20 protein-coding genes are annotated in these 16,663 nt (G+C 42.6%); 14 read left to right on the top strand and 6 right to left on the bottom strand.

Annotated elements, in window-relative coordinates:
• Nucleotides 1-14 precede the first annotated feature (14 nt).
• The 9 genes from ABIS22_05145 to ABIS22_05105 all read left to right on the top strand — a co-directional run bounded on the left by ABIS22_05145 (nucleotide 15) and on the right by ABIS22_05105 (nucleotide 7,205).
• On the top strand, nucleotides 15-227 hold the full coding sequence (locus ABIS22_05145; GenBank protein ID MEO7741271.1) for a hypothetical protein: 213 nt from the start codon (nucleotides 15-17) through the stop codon (nucleotides 225-227).
• Between the two features lie 56 nt (nucleotides 228-283).
• The gene (locus tag ABIS22_05140) at nucleotides 284-505 is read left to right on the top strand and encodes a hypothetical protein (protein MEO7741270.1); all 222 of its coding nucleotides are present in this window, start codon (nucleotides 284-286) and stop codon (nucleotides 503-505) included.
• A gap of 14 nt (nucleotides 506-519) precedes the next feature.
• A complete protein-coding gene (locus ABIS22_05135) occupies nucleotides 520-900 on the top strand; it encodes a metallopeptidase family protein (protein MEO7741269.1) in 381 nt (126 codons plus the stop codon).
• A 76-nt stretch (nucleotides 901-976) separates the two neighbouring features.
• A complete protein-coding gene (locus ABIS22_05130) occupies nucleotides 977-3,292 on the top strand; it encodes an Ig-like domain-containing protein (protein ID MEO7741268.1) in 2,316 nt (771 codons plus the stop codon).
• Between the two features lie 78 nt (nucleotides 3,293-3,370).
• Nucleotides 3,371-4,255 (top strand): CAP domain-containing protein, encoded by an 885-nt coding sequence (locus tag ABIS22_05125; GenBank protein MEO7741267.1) that lies wholly within the window; start codon nucleotides 3,371-3,373, stop codon nucleotides 4,253-4,255.
• Between the two features lie 12 nt (nucleotides 4,256-4,267).
• Nucleotides 4,268-5,083, top strand: a complete 816-nt coding sequence (locus ABIS22_05120) for a sugar phosphate nucleotidyltransferase (GenBank protein MEO7741266.1) — start codon at nucleotides 4,268-4,270, stop codon at nucleotides 5,081-5,083.
• 65 nt (nucleotides 5,084-5,148) lie between these two features.
• The gene (gene rplU, locus ABIS22_05115; GenBank protein MEO7741265.1) at nucleotides 5,149-5,457 is read left to right on the top strand and encodes a 50S ribosomal protein L21; all 309 of its coding nucleotides are present in this window, start codon (nucleotides 5,149-5,151) and stop codon (nucleotides 5,455-5,457) included.
• A gap of 106 nt (nucleotides 5,458-5,563) precedes the next feature.
• Entirely contained in the window at nucleotides 5,564-6,325 is a 762-nt protein-coding gene (locus ABIS22_05110) for a ParA family protein (GenBank protein MEO7741264.1), read from the top strand.
• Nucleotides 6,315-7,205: a ParB/RepB/Spo0J family partition protein gene (locus tag ABIS22_05105; protein MEO7741263.1), complete on the top strand. Its 891-nt coding sequence runs from the start codon at nucleotides 6,315-6,317 to the stop codon at nucleotides 7,203-7,205. Before ABIS22_05110 ends, ABIS22_05105 begins: the two co-directional genes overlap by 11 nt.
• On the opposite strand, the gene lepB is transcribed toward ABIS22_05105, so the two are convergent.
• Complete coding sequence (lepB, locus tag ABIS22_05100; GenBank protein ID MEO7741262.1) at nucleotides 7,202-7,801, bottom strand: signal peptidase I; 600 nt, start codon at nucleotides 7,799-7,801, stop codon at nucleotides 7,202-7,204. The genes ABIS22_05105 and lepB overlap by 4 nt on opposite strands.
• Before the next feature lie 101 nt (nucleotides 7,802-7,902).
• Between lepB and ABIS22_05095 the strand changes: the two genes are divergently transcribed.
• From ABIS22_05095 to ABIS22_05085, 3 genes are read left to right on the top strand one after another with little or no spacing between them, the layout of a single operon-like run.
• Nucleotides 7,903-9,573, top strand: a complete 1,671-nt coding sequence (locus ABIS22_05095; protein ID MEO7741261.1) for an LCP family protein — start codon at nucleotides 7,903-7,905, stop codon at nucleotides 9,571-9,573.
• Nucleotides 9,574-9,602: 29 nt separating this feature from the next.
• The gene (locus ABIS22_05090; GenBank protein ID MEO7741260.1) at nucleotides 9,603-10,382 is read left to right on the top strand and encodes a hypothetical protein; all 780 of its coding nucleotides are present in this window, start codon (nucleotides 9,603-9,605) and stop codon (nucleotides 10,380-10,382) included.
• A gap of 49 nt (nucleotides 10,383-10,431) precedes the next feature.
• Entirely contained in the window at nucleotides 10,432-11,598 is a 1,167-nt protein-coding gene (locus ABIS22_05085; GenBank protein MEO7741259.1) for a trypsin-like peptidase domain-containing protein, read from the top strand.
• On the opposite strand, the gene prmC is transcribed toward ABIS22_05085, so the two are convergent.
• The 5 genes from prmC to ABIS22_05060 all read right to left on the bottom strand — a co-directional run bounded on the left by prmC (nucleotide 11,595) and on the right by ABIS22_05060 (nucleotide 15,139).
• On the bottom strand, nucleotides 11,595-12,440 hold the full coding sequence (gene prmC, locus ABIS22_05080; GenBank protein ID MEO7741258.1) for a peptide chain release factor N(5)-glutamine methyltransferase: 846 nt from the start codon (nucleotides 12,438-12,440) through the stop codon (nucleotides 11,595-11,597). The two genes, ABIS22_05085 and prmC, sit on opposite strands and share 4 nt — an antisense overlap.
• On the bottom strand, nucleotides 12,403-13,473 hold the full coding sequence (gene prfA / locus ABIS22_05075) for a peptide chain release factor 1 (GenBank protein MEO7741257.1): 1,071 nt from the start codon (nucleotides 13,471-13,473) through the stop codon (nucleotides 12,403-12,405). Before prfA ends, prmC begins: the two co-directional genes overlap by 38 nt.
• A gap of 62 nt (nucleotides 13,474-13,535) precedes the next feature.
• Nucleotides 13,536-13,862 (bottom strand): type B 50S ribosomal protein L31, encoded by a 327-nt coding sequence (locus tag ABIS22_05070; GenBank protein ID MEO7741256.1) that lies wholly within the window; start codon nucleotides 13,860-13,862, stop codon nucleotides 13,536-13,538.
• A 135-nt stretch (nucleotides 13,863-13,997) separates the two neighbouring features.
• Nucleotides 13,998-14,612, bottom strand: coding sequence for a hypothetical protein (locus tag ABIS22_05065; protein MEO7741255.1), 615 nt, complete (start codon nucleotides 14,610-14,612; stop codon nucleotides 13,998-14,000).
• Between the two features lie 23 nt (nucleotides 14,613-14,635).
• Nucleotides 14,636-15,139: a low affinity iron permease family protein gene (locus tag ABIS22_05060; protein ID MEO7741254.1), complete on the bottom strand. Its 504-nt coding sequence runs from the start codon at nucleotides 15,137-15,139 to the stop codon at nucleotides 14,636-14,638.
• A 165-nt stretch (nucleotides 15,140-15,304) separates the two neighbouring features.
• Between ABIS22_05060 and rpsB the strand changes: the two genes are divergently transcribed.
• Entirely contained in the window at nucleotides 15,305-16,024 is a 720-nt protein-coding gene (gene rpsB, locus ABIS22_05055; protein ID MEO7741253.1) for a 30S ribosomal protein S2, read from the top strand.
• A gap of 2 nt (nucleotides 16,025-16,026) precedes the next feature.
• The gene (gene tsf / locus ABIS22_05050; GenBank protein ID MEO7741252.1) at nucleotides 16,027-16,623 is read left to right on the top strand and encodes an elongation factor Ts; all 597 of its coding nucleotides are present in this window, start codon (nucleotides 16,027-16,029) and stop codon (nucleotides 16,621-16,623) included.
• The last annotated feature ends 40 nt before the right edge of the window (nucleotides 16,624-16,663 follow it).

The raw sequence follows: 16,663 nt of genomic DNA, 5'->3' as shown, positions 1-16,663 counted from the left end.
TTTAAAACAAACATATGACATTCCACTTATTAAAATCAATTAGTTTTCGACCCATCGATCCCATCGATAATGGTCTTCGCGAAGAAATTATTGCTGAACAGCAAGAGCCAGACGCGATCACATTTGAAGAAGGATTAGACGAAGGGCAGAGTCAAGCATTCTGGGAGAATGTTGAAGAAGACATCCATAAAGATCCAGAATGGTTCACATTTGATAACGAAGAGTAACTACGCACATCAAAGGTCGCACATAACTGCCTTTTTTGTTATGCTTGTAGGTAGATATGGGATTGCTTGATGAATTAATTGGTGCACTTAATGATGTAAAGTCTATCGGGAACGACTTTACTGATGAAATCTTAGGTCTCCGAGACGAGATTGCATCACCAGTTAATGATATTAAAGATCAAGCTACTGAGTCAGTTCAGTCGATTAATAAGACAGTTGACCAAGCAAAACAGGCAGCTAGTAGCGTATCACAACGAGTAAATAAATTGATTCAATAAATAAGTAGGACAAGATGACTGACCAAGAATTTGATACGTTAATTACTAAAGCTATGGATGAATTACCTCAGGCTTACATCACAGGTTTAGACAATGTCGCAATTGTTTATGCAGATGAGCCAACACCTGAACAGAAGGTAAAAATGAAAATAAGCCATGGACAGTTGCTTTTGGGACTATATGAAGGAATTCCTTTAACGCAGCGCGGAGGTGGCTACACCTTTGTACTGCCAGATAAAATTACATTATTTAAAAACTCAATTCTTGCCGTATCAAATGACGACACTAGCTTATTTGAGCAGGTCAAGCGCACGCTTTGGCATGAAATTGCACACTATTATGGGCTGAATCATGACCGTATGGAGCATCTACAGAATACTCCATCTAATCACTAGCTGTACGACTATCTATATGGTACAATAGCCTCAAGCTAACCCCACATGTGGAGTGTGGAGAAGAGAGATACTGTTTATGGGACTTCAAATTGGGCACAACGTCTTTAGTAAACCTACGCCAACGACTCTTGTTATTGCTGTATTCGCTCTCATCTTAGGTACAATTAGTTTTGCCGCGCCACAATTCTTTAGTCGCAATGTATTTGCACTTTCACCTAGTATCGATACGCCCGTGGAAGTTACGCAGTCATCACCACAAGGTTTTTCAATGGGAGATACGCGCAGTAACGGACATCTTAGTTTTATGACAGATAGCTCGGCATTAAACACAGGAGCTCTGCACCTTATAACTGACGCAAATCCAGTAAACGGTCAGGACAAGGCGCAATTTGTTAAGCCGGTTAGTGCTCTACCGCTCTCAGTAGTTCTTCAGCATAACCTTGGATATAGTACAAAACAAAATAGTACTTCATTTAATAGAGGTCTACCCTCATATCAAATGGAAGTACTGTTGGATGGTACTGCTGCAAAATACGCAACTCTGGTATATGAACCATACAATAACGTAGGAGTAGCCAATATTCATAAAGGTGAATGGCAAACATGGGACGTAGCAGCGGGAAAGTTTTGGATTACACGTGACTATACTCCGCTCCAGAAAAGCCAAGGTGAATTTCAATATACATTACCATATATTTTGTCTCAATTTCCCAATGCAGTTGTCATCAGTGTAGGCACTAATGTAGGGAGCAACAACCCGGCGTACGATACAGAGGTTGATGGCCTGAGTTTTAACGGCAATAAGTATGACTTCGAACCAACAGAATTATCTGCGCCTACTAGTTTGACACCATCAAGTAGCTCATACACAAATAATCCTTCGTTTGATAATACATGGTCTGCTGTAGCTGGAGCTGTAAAGTATCAATATGAAACAACATACAATAATGACCAATACTATACAGACACAAGTGATGCCGGAAACTATGTTTTAGGTGGTTCTACAATCATCCGCCATAATAATAATTCACCTCAGGCATCATACACTTGGCGAGTTCGCGGAATCGATGTTAACGGTAATTTTGGCCCGTGGAGTACCTACAATACGGTAACTGTAGACTCGATAAATCCTACCATTCCTGAGCTTATAAACACTACAAATAATGGTTTTGAACGGACAAATGACTTCTACTTTACATGGACGCAATCTATAGATACTAATTCTGTAAAATATGAATTCCAATCGTCATCGAATGGCTCTATTGATAACACCGGATCACTTATTGGCGCGTGGAATTCAATCACTAACGGTGATAGTGAACAAAATAACTTAACATCTCCAAAAATTCATTCAACTGGAGCACCGGACGGCACTTATTACTGGCAGGTTCGTGCAATCGATGTAGCGGGTAATAAAAGTCCATGGACGACACCGTGGAAAATGACAATCGATTCAGCCGCACCTGCCGCGCCACAAAATCTCACCCTAAAAGATTCGCATAATAATGTCATCACAAACAATGGAGCAACAGGATCTAGTGATGTGACAATAAGCTGGATTGGTGTAGATGATGCTGCACACTACGAGTATAAGTACTGGAATAACATTCCATCTTCAGCATATAATACCGAAGCGAGCGCTTACATCGTAGATAATGGTCAATCATTAACTAGAAGTGGAACATTTAATCAAGGCGAGGGGACGCACTACATACAAGTACGTGCAATTGATAGTGCGGGTAACGTCTCTGCTTGGTCTAGTACCTTTACAGTAGTATATGACGTAACAGCTGCGGTCCTAACAATAGACCCATCTGCCGATACCACAGATACGACCCCAACTATAACTGGCACGACGACTCATATTAGTCAGCCTATTGTCGTAACTGTCGATACAATCGAATATGATGCAACTATTAACCCTGACGGAACATGGACTATTACTGTCAGCACGCCAATCGCGCTTGGTACCCATACGATTACGGCTACAAGTAAGGATGAAGCAGGGAATATCTCATCTGTAACTTCAAATGTAGCTATTACAGAGGTGTCGGCTCCACTGGGCGATACAATTTCTTCACCTATACTGGCACTTGCACAAGAATTACCTGCAACCACGATCGTTACGAGTCCAATTACTGGCCAGGTGAGCGGAGGAAATGTGTCAGATACCGCAACAACAAATGATGGAAATACAAGTGATGTGCTTGGCGCCCAGACAAAAAAGAGTGATACGACAACACCAACTGAAGTAGTCGGCACAATTGCCTCAACTTCTCAAGGTTGGAAAATTTTCGGCCTTCTATGGTACTGGTGGCTTCTTATTGCTGCACTTGCGTTAGTTGCTTGCTGGCTACTCGGAGCTCGCCGCCGTAGCGCTCAGGACGTTTAACAGAACTATCTATAAGGGACCGTTCACGGTTTTAAAGCGCTCGCTTTTTGCTCATGCTTTTTGTATACTACCTTTATAGTGAACAAAACAACACAAAAAGTAAAAAAACCACTAATTCACCACGTAAAAATGGCGGCAGTACCACACAAGGCAAATCAGTATCGCCCACATTTAATTCGCCGTTACGGTCTTGCAGCCGTACTTATGTGCGTAATTGCTGCTCAATTATGCTACAACACGGTGACGCAAGGATCTGTACTTGGACAGGTGAATGACATTAATACATCTGTATTGTTAGCGGACACTAATCACGAGAGGATTAAACAAGGCCTCCCTGAGCTTGCTGTAGATGCGTCACTCACTAAAGCCGCAAACCTGAAAGCAAAAGATATGTTTGCGCGTCAGTATTGGGCACACAATGCTCCAGATGGTACGCAGCCTTGGAAATGGATGACAGATTCTGGCTATAACTATGATTATGCTGGTGAAAATTTAGCAAGGAATTTCACTACGAATGGTGGTGTTATGACTGCATGGATGAATTCACCCGAACACAAAGATAACATCCTCGGTCCCCATTATACAAACGTTGGTTTTGCTGTTGTCGATGGAAAACTAGACGGTAAACAGACAACACTTGTTGTTGCGATGTATGCAGACCCTACACTAGCAAGCGTAAAAGGTGCTACGGTTAGCCAAGTCGAGGCACCGCCAACCAATACATCAATTGGACCTCTCTCGCGTGTTGGTATTGCTGTTCAGTCTCTGACGCCAGCGGCAATTGGCTCAATTATAGTTCTAATCGTTGTGGCTGCTATCGCGTTTACAGCCCATATGTACAGGCGTAAATTACCAAAGAAACTTCGGCAGTCTTGGTATAGACATCACGGTGCCTATAAGACCATAGGTCTAATGTCGATGGTGGCGTTTATATTTGTTTTGTACAGCGGTGGTCAAATCTAGTAAACTAAAAGTATGAAGATTACAAAAGCAATTATTCCTGTCGCCGGATGGGGCACACGTCGACTTCCGATAACAAAGGCCATTGAGAAATGTATGCTGCCAATCGGTAATCGGCCATTAGTAGACTATGTTGTTCAAGATTGCCTTGCGGCGGGCATCACTGAAATTTTTTTCGTCGTGGGCGAAGAAAGTACACAGCTGCAAAATTATTATAGATCGAACATTAGTCTCAATGATTATCTTCGTCGTAATAACAAGGCGGATAAATTAGACATTGTAGCTCCGCTAAAAGATATTAAATTACATTATATATTTCAACCAAGCTATGGTAAATATGGGACAGCTGTCCCAGTTGCACTTGCTGCATCGATCGTTGAAGAAGATGAGTCAGTCGTCGTACTTATGGGCGATGATTTTATCTATAATAAAGATGGTAGTAGTGAGGTGAAAAGACTCATTGAAGCAACACCGGAAGGTAACTGTAGCCTCCTTGCAACACATGTTCCAATTCAGGACGTAGCAAGATATGGTGTTATAGAGCAGGACAATAATGGCAATTATGTTCGCATGATTGATCAACCTAAACCAGATGAAGCACCTAGTAACCTTATTAATATCAGTAAATACGTACTTACAAAAGAGGTACTTGATCTAACGCTTGATTTGCTACCGGCTCAGAACGGTGAGTACCAATTACCAGATGCAATTAATAAATATGTTACAAATGGAGGAATAGTGAGAGTTGTAGCTTCGATGGGACAATATCTTGATGGTGGTAGTGTCGAAGGGTGGCTGCACGCAAATAACATCGTTCTCGATAACCAATAGAGCACTTGTTCTGTTCACCTACATCTGTTATAATTGACAACTGATTAAACAATTAAAGGAATCATATGAAAAAAGCAGTCGTTAAGATCGGTGGCAAACAATTTATTGCCAGCGAAAAAGAGACCCTTCTGGTGGACCTCCTCCAGGAAGGAACAAAAGAGCTCACGCTTGATGCACTGTTGGTTATTGACGGTGACAACACTATCGTCGGCACACCAACGGTAAAAGGTGTGATAGTAACCGCTAAAGTAGTCGAGGACCTAGTTAAGGGTGAAAAACTTCGTGTCATCCGCTACAAAGCTAAGAAGCGTGTTCATACTGAAAATGGACACCGTCAAAAATACAGCAAGATTGAAATAGTTTCAATCAAATAAATAGTCTTACTATATAAAATACTCCAGTAGATCTGGAGTATTTTATTCTGCTCACTCCGTCATGCTCGTGCTACAATGGAAAGAACAAAGAGGGAAGATATAAACAGTGACCACAGTTATTTCAGTAACCAATCAAAAGGGTGGTGTGGGCAAAACCACTAGTGCCGTCAACATAGCGTATTTTTTGGCTAAGCAGGGTAAAAAAACCCTATTGATTGATTTTGATCCTCAGGGAAACGCAACGAGTGGTCTTGGTATTGATAAGCAAAAACTTGAATCAACTATGACTGAAGTCATTCTTGAAACGAAGACACTTACAGAAGTTATTATTGCAACTGATCATAAAAATCTATTCTTGGCTCCAACCACCCCACATCTTGCCAATACTGAAGTTGAGTTAGCTCAAGCTAATCGTCGATTTAGTCGGCTTAAAAATGCCGTCGACAACGTTCATGGCTATGATTTTATCATTATAGATAGTCCTCCGAGCCTGAGCCTACTGACTGTTAATGGCCTTATTGCTGCTCGCTATGTGCTTTTGCCTGTTCAAGCTGAATTCTATGCTCTTGAGGGTCTAGGACAGCTTCTAGAGACTATGAAGCTTGTACGCAAGAGCATGAACCCAACTCTCGAACTACTTGGCGTACTACCGACGATGATGGATAGCAGGACAACTCTTAGCAACCAAGTATATGAGGAAATTAAAAAGCATTTTCCAGGCAAGGTATTTAAGACCACGATTCCTCGTAATATTCGTCTAGCTGAAGCGCCAAGTCATGGATTACCTGTTGGTGCCTATGACCGTTTTTCAAAAGGGTCTAGGGCGTATAAGGCGGTAACAAGGGAGGTCATTGATCGTGTCAGCTAGTAAAAAAGGACTTGGTCGAGGATTTGACTCTCTCATCCCAACTGAATTACTCGATGAATCATTCGATCCAACTGCTTCGCAGGATGAGCAGGTGTCTGAGCTTCGAAATATAAAGCTCGCTCAAATTGAAGCTGATCCTGAACAGCCTCGTAGAACTTTCGATGAGGCGTCGCTCGAAGAATTAGCACAGTCGATTGGTCTACATGGGGTACTCCAGCCGATCGTTGTAACCCCACACAAAGGTGGTTATATGATAGTTGCTGGTGAGCGTCGTTTTCGTGCTGCCAATAAGGCTGGACTTGATAAAATTCCGGCACTTGTTCGCACTCTCAGCAATCAGCATAAACTCGAGCTGTCGCTCATTGAGAACTTACAACGTCGAGATCTAAACGTACTTGAGACTGCGACTGCTTATCTCAAGCTTCGTGATCAATTTAATCTCACACTTGATGAGATTGGCCAGCGGGTTGGCGGCAAAGCCGTCAGTAGTGTTAGTAACACATTAAGGCTACTTCGATTACCGCAAAATGTACGGACTGCACTTGCTAAAGGGAAGATTCGCGAAGGTCAAGCTCGCCCACTTGTCGGGCTTGATGAAAATATTATCAATGATATCTTACCGCGTATCCTTAGTGAGGAATGGAGTGCTCGCAAAATTGAACAGTTTATTGTTCAACTCAAAAAAGCTGCTGCAACACCGGCTGACAAAAGCCCCATTGTGGTGCAGCCTTACGAAGCCAACGTGAAGCAACTTGCAAATAGACTAGCAACACCGGTGCAGATTAAGACTAATGCAAAAGGTGCCGGTCAAATTACGATCAACTTCCGGAGTGACGCTGACTTTAAGCGAATTCAGAAAATGCTCGACAGGGCTTTTTAGAAAGTTCGTATTTTGTTAAGAGGATAGATTCGTAAGCTGACTGGTCCAACGACATCATAAAATGGAATAAGCCCAAGCCCACTGCGTGAATCGTACGAGTAATCACCTTGACGATGATCACCAGCTACAAATAACGTACCATCAGTTACAACAGTATCGACTGTTCCACTAGTAGGTGACCCAGGCTCTCCATGATTATTATCGTCAGGATGAAAGCCTTGAGGGTGATCGGTATTATACACAGTTAAAACGCCATCTGATACTGTGACACGCTCGCCAGGAAAAGCGATGACGCGTTTAACAATGTACTCGTCACCAGTACCAACATTAAATCGTGGGTTCTTAAACACGATTACTTGTCCACGTTGTGGAACATAGCTTTTATTCTGTAGTTGTGCCCATGTGACAGGTAAGCGGTTGACGACAAGGCGATCACCAGTAAAAAGCGTCGTCTCCATGCTTGGTCCAACGACGTTGTAGCTACGGAAAACAAAAGTATTTATAAGGAGTGTGCCTATGAGAACACAGATTATAAAAACTATGATGCCAAATACATCTTTGAGGGCAGGGTGTCGCTGTAAGTAAGTTGTTTCCACTTTTATTAACTATACACTCTTTTATCCAGACCTAAAAGAACTAATATAGTTACGGTTAGTTCATTTTTTAAAACTTTTTGTGTATTATAGTATGAGTATTTATGACGAAACAAAGATCAAATGTCGACGGCTTTATGCCACGCCGATCTGCCAGCCAACTGGGAGAATTTCATAATCCACATCAAAAACCAAAAATAAATGAGCCTCTTAGTGGCCATCTCCAGAGTAGTGATAAGACAGTCGGTGCTCCAGTTTTGGTTAATGAAAAAAGAGGTGTTACGCGTGGTGATATAGATGACTCACTCCGTGACATTGATGGTGAAGTTATTAATGAAACAAAAAGAGCTCGACGCCGTCGTCTTAAGAAGGGTACTCCAAAATCAAAAACTAAGCGTATCATCAAATGGGTCATTATTCTTATCCTTCTTGGGCTTGTAAGCATTGGTGGTTACCTAGGATACAAAGTACTTTCAGCGAGCGGCAGTGTGTTTAAAGGTAGTATTTTTGACCTTGTGCAATCACAGCCACTTAAGCAAGACACCAATGGACGTACGAACATCTTAATTGTTGGTACATCTGAAGACGACCCTGGTCACGAAGGGGGCACTCTTACTGATTCAATTATGATTATGAGTATTGATCAAACTAAAAAAAATGTCTACTTGATTAGTGTGCCTCGTGATCTCTATGTAAAGTATGGTCAAGCATGTAATGCGGGATATGCTGGTAAGATTAACGAATATTATGGATGTGTAAAAGAAGGTGATAGTTTAGATCAGCAGCGCGCTGGACTAACAAAGACAGGTAGCTTCATAGGTGAGATTTTTGGACTTGACGTTCAGTATGGAGTAAACGTTAATTATACAGTAATGCGACAACTCGTTAATGCTGTTGGTGGTATTACTGTAACAATTGAAAGTCGTGATCCCCGTGGTCAAATGGATAGCAACTTTGATTGGAAGTGTGGAGTTGGTGACCGTAAGGTAAGTCGTTCTGAGGTTCTGCGTCGCTGCCCGCCAAGTGGACATTACATTGATTATCCAAACGGCCCTGTTAATCTTGATGCAGAACATGCACTATATCTTGCTCAAGCTAGAGGTGATATCGCACCAACTTACGGATTTGAACAATCAAATTTTGATCGAGAGAAGAATCAGCAAAAAATTGTTAAAGCAATACGCGACAAGGCAATCAACGCTGGAACATTGAGTGACCTGGGCAAGGTGACGGGAATTATTGATGCGCTTGGAAGCAATCTTCGCACTACCTTTGAAACGAAAGAAATCCGTACACTTGTTGATCTGATGAAAAGTATAAAGGATCAGGATATCCAGTCTATTAGTTTGATCGATGGAGATGCACCACTTATGACAACTGGCAATGCTGGAGGCATGAGCATCGTACAACCTTCTGCAGGCCTATATGATTACAGCGCAATTCGTGCGGCAGTTAGGAAGCAGCTTTCAAGCGACGCTGTTACGAAAGAAGCAGCGAACGTTGAAGTTCTTAATGGTTCGGGTGTACCTGGAACTGCACAGGTTGAGGCAGACGCCCTTACGGCAAAAGGTATCACGGTCACCGTTATCGGCAATGCACCGGAAGGTACGTACGGAGATATAGACGTGTATATGATTGCTACTGATAAACCTGCCACAAAAGCACGTCTCGAAGATCTCTATAAGATAAAAGTTAAAACAACAAAACCGCCAGTCGCAGTGTCAGCTGATACGGATTTTGTCGTTATATTTGGAAAGAGCAGATCGTCAAATTAGTCAGGCAGTGATATAATGAACAGTAGATTATGGAGTTTTTAAAAGCCGCCAAAAGGCGTACTGTACTAAGTGAGCTGACTTACATTGCTCTTAATATTGGACTGGCTGCGGCCATTCTTGTGGTCGTGCTTGTCATTGAGTCGCCAGTTCCTGCGATTGCAATTGTTCTTCTAAGTAAGTGGCGTGTGCTAGCCGTCCGTCCACGGTACTGGTTTGCGAACATTCAAGCAAACACAGTAGATATTATCGTGAGCCTTAGCTATGTCGTTCTGCTATACGCAGCAGGTGGAGCGTTGTTTGCGCAGTGTTTGATTGCAGCGCTATATGTAGCATGGCTATTGTTCTTAAAGCCCCGCTCAAAACGTAGTCTTGTAGCATTGCAGGCTGGGATAGCACTATTTTTTGGTATTGCTGCGCTAAGCATCGTTTCATTTGGTTGGCCAGTCTCCGTAGTTATTGTAGTTATATGGATTATTGGCTATAGCACTGCCCGTCATATTCTCGGTTCGTACGACGAGCCACATTCGCATTTCTTTAGTCTCATCTGGGGGCTAATACTGTCCGAGATTGGTTGGCTGACCTATCACTGGACGATTGCATACAGCCTTCCGGGCGTTGGACATATCAAGTTACCCCAGGTTGCGATTATAATGTTAGCAGTTTCGTTTGCTGCTGAGCGTATATATACTAGTTATGAAAAACACAATGAAATAAAGGTAGGTGAGATAATTTTACCTATTCTTCTTTCAGTCAGCATCGTACTCGTACTTTTGGTGCGATTTAATGATATCGCGGGAAGCGCACTTTAAGTGTATCTTCAGACAAATAAAGTAGAGTTGTAACGAGAAAGTGGGAACTATGAAAAACGACGAGATAATCACACCATCAGACCAAAAACCGGCTATGAACGTTCGCAAGAACCATACGTTACAATTTGTTATTGGAGCTATCATACTAGTACTTATTTGTTTTGCGGCAGGATTTGGCGGTAACTACCTGTCATCTCTCCTAAACGGTAGTTCATCACTCACGTCTCGTGAACAAGTACAGCAAGATGGTAACCAGCTTGCAAGTAAAGAGGAGGAAGATATCGCCGGTATAGCCGCTAAAGTCGGCCCAAGCGTTGTCTCGATCATTACTCAGTCGCCGGGTTCAGCATCTGCTGGTGCACAGGAAAGTGCAGGAACCGGTATTATTGTTGGAGCTGATGGATATGTGCTTACAAATAAGCATGTGATTGATGGTGCTGCAACGGTTCAGGTCACATTATCGGACGGAACGGTATATGAGAATGTTGATGTCTTAGGAACTGACCCATTAAATGATGTCGCATTTCTAAAAATTAAAGATGCCCATAATCTCCCAGCGGCACAACTTGGCGACTCGACTTCTGTAAAAATCGGTCAAAAAGTGGTTGCTATCGGAAACTCTCTTGGTCAATATGACAACACGGTAACGAGCGGTATCATTTCCGGCGTCGGACGACCAATATCAGCACAAGCAGGAAATTCTGTTGAGAATTTAACTGACTTAATTCAAACAGATGCAGCAATTAACCCAGGTAACTCAGGCGGACCATTATTAAATATGCAGGGTCAAGTAATTGGACTAAACACTGCTGTCGCTCAAGATGCACAGGGGATTGGATTTTCAATCCCGATTAATGCAACGAAAGGTATCCTGAAGGGTGTGTTAGCTGGCGGTAAAGTACAACGAGCATTTCTAGGAGTTAATTATATTTCAGTAAATACTGCTGTAGCAAAACAGTACGGCCTTACAGTGAAAAACGGCGCATATGTATATAAAGAAACAGGATCTGCAGTTGGTAGTGGCAGTCCAGCTGATAAAGCTGGTATCAAAGATAAAGATATTATTACAAAAGTTGGTGATATTGACGTTGGTATAAGAGGGAGTGTCTCAAGCTTGATTGCAGAATATGCTCCAGGTGATACGATTCAATTAACGATCTTGAGAGGTAACCAGACACTTACTGTCAAGGTAACACTTGCGCCGTATGCTAGCTAATCTTTTGTCAGTGCAATAATATAGTCACGACTTTCAATGTGGTGGTATCTGTACGACATAGCAAATTCGATAATTGCGCTGTGTTGCCAAGGGTCTGCTTCTAATAGAAGCAGACCATGCAGCGGCTGTTCTGTCGCAGCTTGAACGATAAGCTTTTCAATGAGACCACGCCCATTTTTATCGGCAAATAATGCGAGTGATGGCTCATGACGAGTTTCGGGTGACACGTCCCAAGATGTGTCGACGTAAGGTAGGTTGGCAAGAATAATATCCGAAGGTAACACGTATTGCTTAAGTAGGTCACTACGTATTATATCGACTTGGGCCTTTAATTTAGTTGCATTGAGGCGGGCGATTTGAAGTGCGTAGTTGCTTATATCAAGTAGGGTGACGGAAAGCTCCGGGTGTTCAAGCTTTACGGTAATGCCAAGACAGCCAGATCCAGTTCCGACATCAACCACTGTTTTGTACGTGTGTTGGGTAGATCTAGTTATAATTTCTCCAAGGAGCTCAATCATCACTTCAGACTCAGGTCTCGGAATGAGAGTCGCAGTGGTTACTTGAAACTGACGACCATAAAAATCTTTATGTCCTATAATGTAGGCAATAGGAACGCGATCAATGCGAAGCTGTAGTCGGGCTTCAGCAACCTCGTATTCACGTGCCTGCAATGTATCTTCCCCATGGGCATGAAGGTAAGTGCGTGGTTTTCGAAGTGAATGTGCGAGAATAATTTCAGCATCAAGCCGCGCTGAAGTTATGCCTATTGAGTCAAGAATACCTGCTGCATGTTGCAACCATTCTTTAATTACTGGCGTTTGCGGCAGCAAGTTCACGTTCATATGCTTGTAAGTGCTCGATTATGTCATCAATAGCGCCATTCATAGCTACAGGAATACCACTACGGCTATATCCTATACGATGGTCTGTGATGCGGTCTTGTGGGAAGTTGTAAGTTCGGATTTTTTCCGATCGATCACCTGATCCGATGAGGCTGCGTCTTTCAGCTGCTTGCTTAGACTGTTCTTTATCAATTTTTGCCTGAAGAAGACGACTGCGCAAAACACTCATCGCTTTTTCCTTATTCTTTATTTGAGATTTTTCATCTTGGTTTGTCACCACAAGTCCAGAAGGTAGGTGAGTGATACGAACAGCCGAGTCGGTTGTATTTACAGATTGTCCGCCGTGTCCACCTGCGCGGTAGACATCAATTTTTAAATCACCTGCAGCTATTTCGATATCTGTTTCCTCTGCTTCAGGAAGTACAGCGACAGTAACAGTACTTGTATGAATGCGACCCTGAGATTCGGTTGATGGTACGCGTTGGACTCGGTGAACACCAGACTCAAACTTTAATCTTGCATATGGTGCGTCACCTTTAATACCAAAGACAACTTCTTTATAGCCTCCAGTGTCGTTTGCACTTTCTGAAAGTAGTTCAGTCTTGAGACTGTTCGCTTCACAGTAACGAAGATACATCCGGTATAGCTCAGCCGCAAATAAGCTTGCCTCATCGCCACCAGCACCAGCTCTAATTTCCATAATAACGTTCTTATCATCATTAGGGTCACGCGGGGCGAGCATTAAAAATAGCCTATCTTCAAGTTCAGAAAGTTTCTTTTCAGTTTCAGCTGCATCTGATTTGGCTAGCTCCGCTAATTCATCATTGCCGCCGCTGAGCTCTCGGGCTTCAACTAATTGTTGCTCAAGGGTCTGACGCAGAATCGCTTTTTCTAGAATCGCTTCTAATTCTGTGAAACGCTTATTTTTAGTACTAAATTGAGAATCTGCATAAGCATTTGGATCAGCCAAAAATTCACCGAGCTTTTTTTTCTCAGTTGTAAGGTCGGTAATATTTAGATTAATTGTTGGCATATAGTTATATACTACATTTAAAAAGAGGTCGCTGGCAAGAGCGACCTCTTTTTAAAATAGCGTTATTTCTCGCCGCTTGTTTTCTTGGCTTTAACCGCAGCAGCTTTTTTAGCTTTGCTTGCGAGTGCTTCTTTACGTGCTTCAGCAGCAGCAAATTTAGCCTTAAATCGGTCGACGCGACCTTCGGTATCTATGATCTTTTCCTCACCTGTAAAGAAAGGATGAGATGCACTGGAAATATGGACCTTCACAAGTGGGTACTCGTTTCCATCTTCCCATTTAATTGTATCTGTAGTCTGCGTAGTTGACTGTGTCAAAAAGGCAAACCCGGCCACATCGTCGCTAAATACGACTGGGCGGTATGTTGTTGGGTGTAAACTGCTTTTCATATCTGACCTATTGTAGCCGATATGACACTCATTGTCAAAGGGGTGAAATATGAAAAGGACCCGCAGAAAGTCCGGAGTGTGCGCATAGCACTCTCTGCGGGTCCTTTTCATACGGGTCTGAACTTGGTCTGGCGTCTACACTGCGACAGACTCGTACAGTGGAAGGGGAATGCTAATGAGACCCTGTCGGAGCTCGAGGCATGCCGACCATAGCGGAAGACCGCGACACCAGTGCCGCGACTTCCCTGAAACAAGCTTCTCGCTGTCTCCGACGAAACGCTCGATTGCTCGACGTACTCCACCGGTTGTGTTGTCGTCGCTCTTCCTGATCTGTTCATTGATCTGACTTCTCAGATAATCGACGAGCTGTTCGATCTGGATGCTCTGAAGCAACTGGATCGACAGTTTTTCTGCCTCTTCGATCATCAGTGTCGCTCTGGTCCACGCGGTGTCGGTCTGTGCGTCCATGTTCTGGTTACAACCGTCCTTGAGTGGTCCATAGGAAGACATCAGAGTCGAGATCTTACTTGTCACGACTTCGATGCTGAGGCTACTCGGCTGTCCCATCATCTTGTTGACTCCTTCGCGAGCCATCAAGCAGACGGTGTCGAGGTACGTCTGACGAACGACCGTGACGGTCATGTAGATTCCTTTCGTACGTACTTCTCCTGGATGGAGATGTATCGATGTTATTATAGCACAAAACGTGTAAAATACAATGACTATGCAATCAAAAGTACATTTTGACAATAAATTCTTCTCATTGAGTTGAGCTAACTAGCTTCAGGTGGTTTTGGGGCAGTAGGTGCACTGTCGTGATGGAATATGTGCAGCATAGAGTTACCACCAATCTTTAAACTTTGGCGGCGTGCATGTTCGGCATCAATTTTTGCGTGAAGTTTTGCGATTGAGCGAGCAGTCGACGGGTTCTGGATTAGTAGCTTAAACTCATTATCCAATTCTTTTAAATCTTCGTCGCTAAAATCTTCTAAACCGACAAAAGAGGTACGTGCACCTTTTGTAGCGTGTATTAGTTCATCAAGTTTTAATTGGACAGCTTTACCGTCCCTATTTTGAGTATTCTGGATTAAGAAAACCATCAAGAAAGTGATGATAGTTGTCCCAGTGTTTATAACAAGTTGCCACGTATCGGAAAAATGGAAAATTGGCCCAGTTGCGGCCCATATGATAATAATGAAAACTGCGCTGAGGAACACGGTTGCTGTCCCGGTCCAATTAGAAATACGGTTAGCGATGCGACGGAATAAATCTTTCATGAATATGAGTATAGCATTAGCACAAAACGCACGCTACTGCTATCCGTTGACAAATACTAATTACCTCTGTTAGAATAGTTTAGTAACAATTTATTAATGACACAGCCTCTCTGCATACTCCTGAATAACAGGGCAGAAAGGTGAGGAAAAAAGGAGTACATAATTATGGCAGTAACTGTCGATATAAAGGCGCTACTTGAAGCGGGTGTTCACTTTGGACACAAAACAAGTCGTTGGAGTCCAAAAATGGCCCCATACATTCATAGTAAACGTCAAGATAGTCATATCATTGACCTTACAAAAACTGTCGAAGGCCTCGAAGCGGCACTACCATTTCTTACTAAGGTTGCAGCAAGCGGTAAGCAAATTCTTTTTGTTGGTACAAAAAAACAAGCAAAAGATATCGTTAAACTTGCTGCTGAATCAATCAACCAACCATATGTGACTGAACGCTGGGTGGGCGGTATGTTAACAAACGTTGCGACTATGGGCCAACAAATCAAGAAACTTAAAGATCTTGAAAAGCGTATGGATAGTGGTGATCTTGAAAAACGATACAACAAGCTTGAAGTACAGCGTTTTCAAGAAGAGATTGATGAATTGAATGTTAAATATAGTGGCATTAAAGATCTAAACGGTAAGCCAGGCGCAGTAGTTGTTCTTGATACTATTACTGAGGCAAATGCAATCAAAGAAGCAAAGACACTTGGCGTTCCAGTTGTTGCCGTTGTTGACACAAATGCCGATCCGACACTTATTGATTACGTTGTCCCAGGCAACGACGATGCAATTAAAGGTCTTCAGCTACTACTTGATTATTTTGTTGCAGCTGTATCAGAAGGTGCCGGCACTGTTAAAAAAGAAGCTAAATCAGAGGAGAAATAAAAATGGGCGTTTCGATTGACGACATTAAAAAACTGAAAGAACTTACAGGCGTTGGACTTACTGATGCAAAAGTTGCATTAGTGGAAGCTGATGGCAATTTTGATAAGGCACTTGAAGCAATGCGTAAAAAAGGCCTTACAAAAGCCGAGAAAAAAGGTGACCGTGAAGCTCGTGAGGGTTTGATCGACAGTTACGTCCATAGTGGTCGTATCGGTGTCATAGTAGAAGTGAATTGTGAAACAGATTTTGTTGCTCGTCTTGATGGGTTCAAAGAGGTAGCTCATGAAATTTCACTTCAAATTGCTGCAATGTCACCTGTATATATTACAGAGGCTGACATTCCTGAAGATGAATTTGCGCGTGTTCGTAAAGAATCTGAAGAAAAGGTTGCTGCAGAAGGAAAGCCAGCTGATATCGCTGCAAAAATTGTTGATGGCCAGGTTAAGAAATACTTTGCAGAAAAAGTACTTTACACACAGGTCTACATCAAAGATGAAAAGAAGACGGTTGGTGATTTCATCAAAGAAAATATTGCAAAGTTAGGCGAGAATATTATTGTCCGTCAATTCAAGCGTATTGAACTTGGAGTAAATGACTAATCCAACCTTTCAGTAAGGTGAGTGATTAAATAAAAACTGG

The sequence above is a fragment of the Candidatus Saccharimonadales bacterium genome (genome assembly GCA_039928925.1).
In the GTDB taxonomy this organism is placed as follows: Bacteria; Patescibacteriota; Saccharimonadia; order Saccharimonadales; family Saccharimonadaceae; genus UBA6022.
Note: the sequence above shows the minus strand (reverse complement) of the source record. Positions and strands in the feature narration are given on the sequence as shown.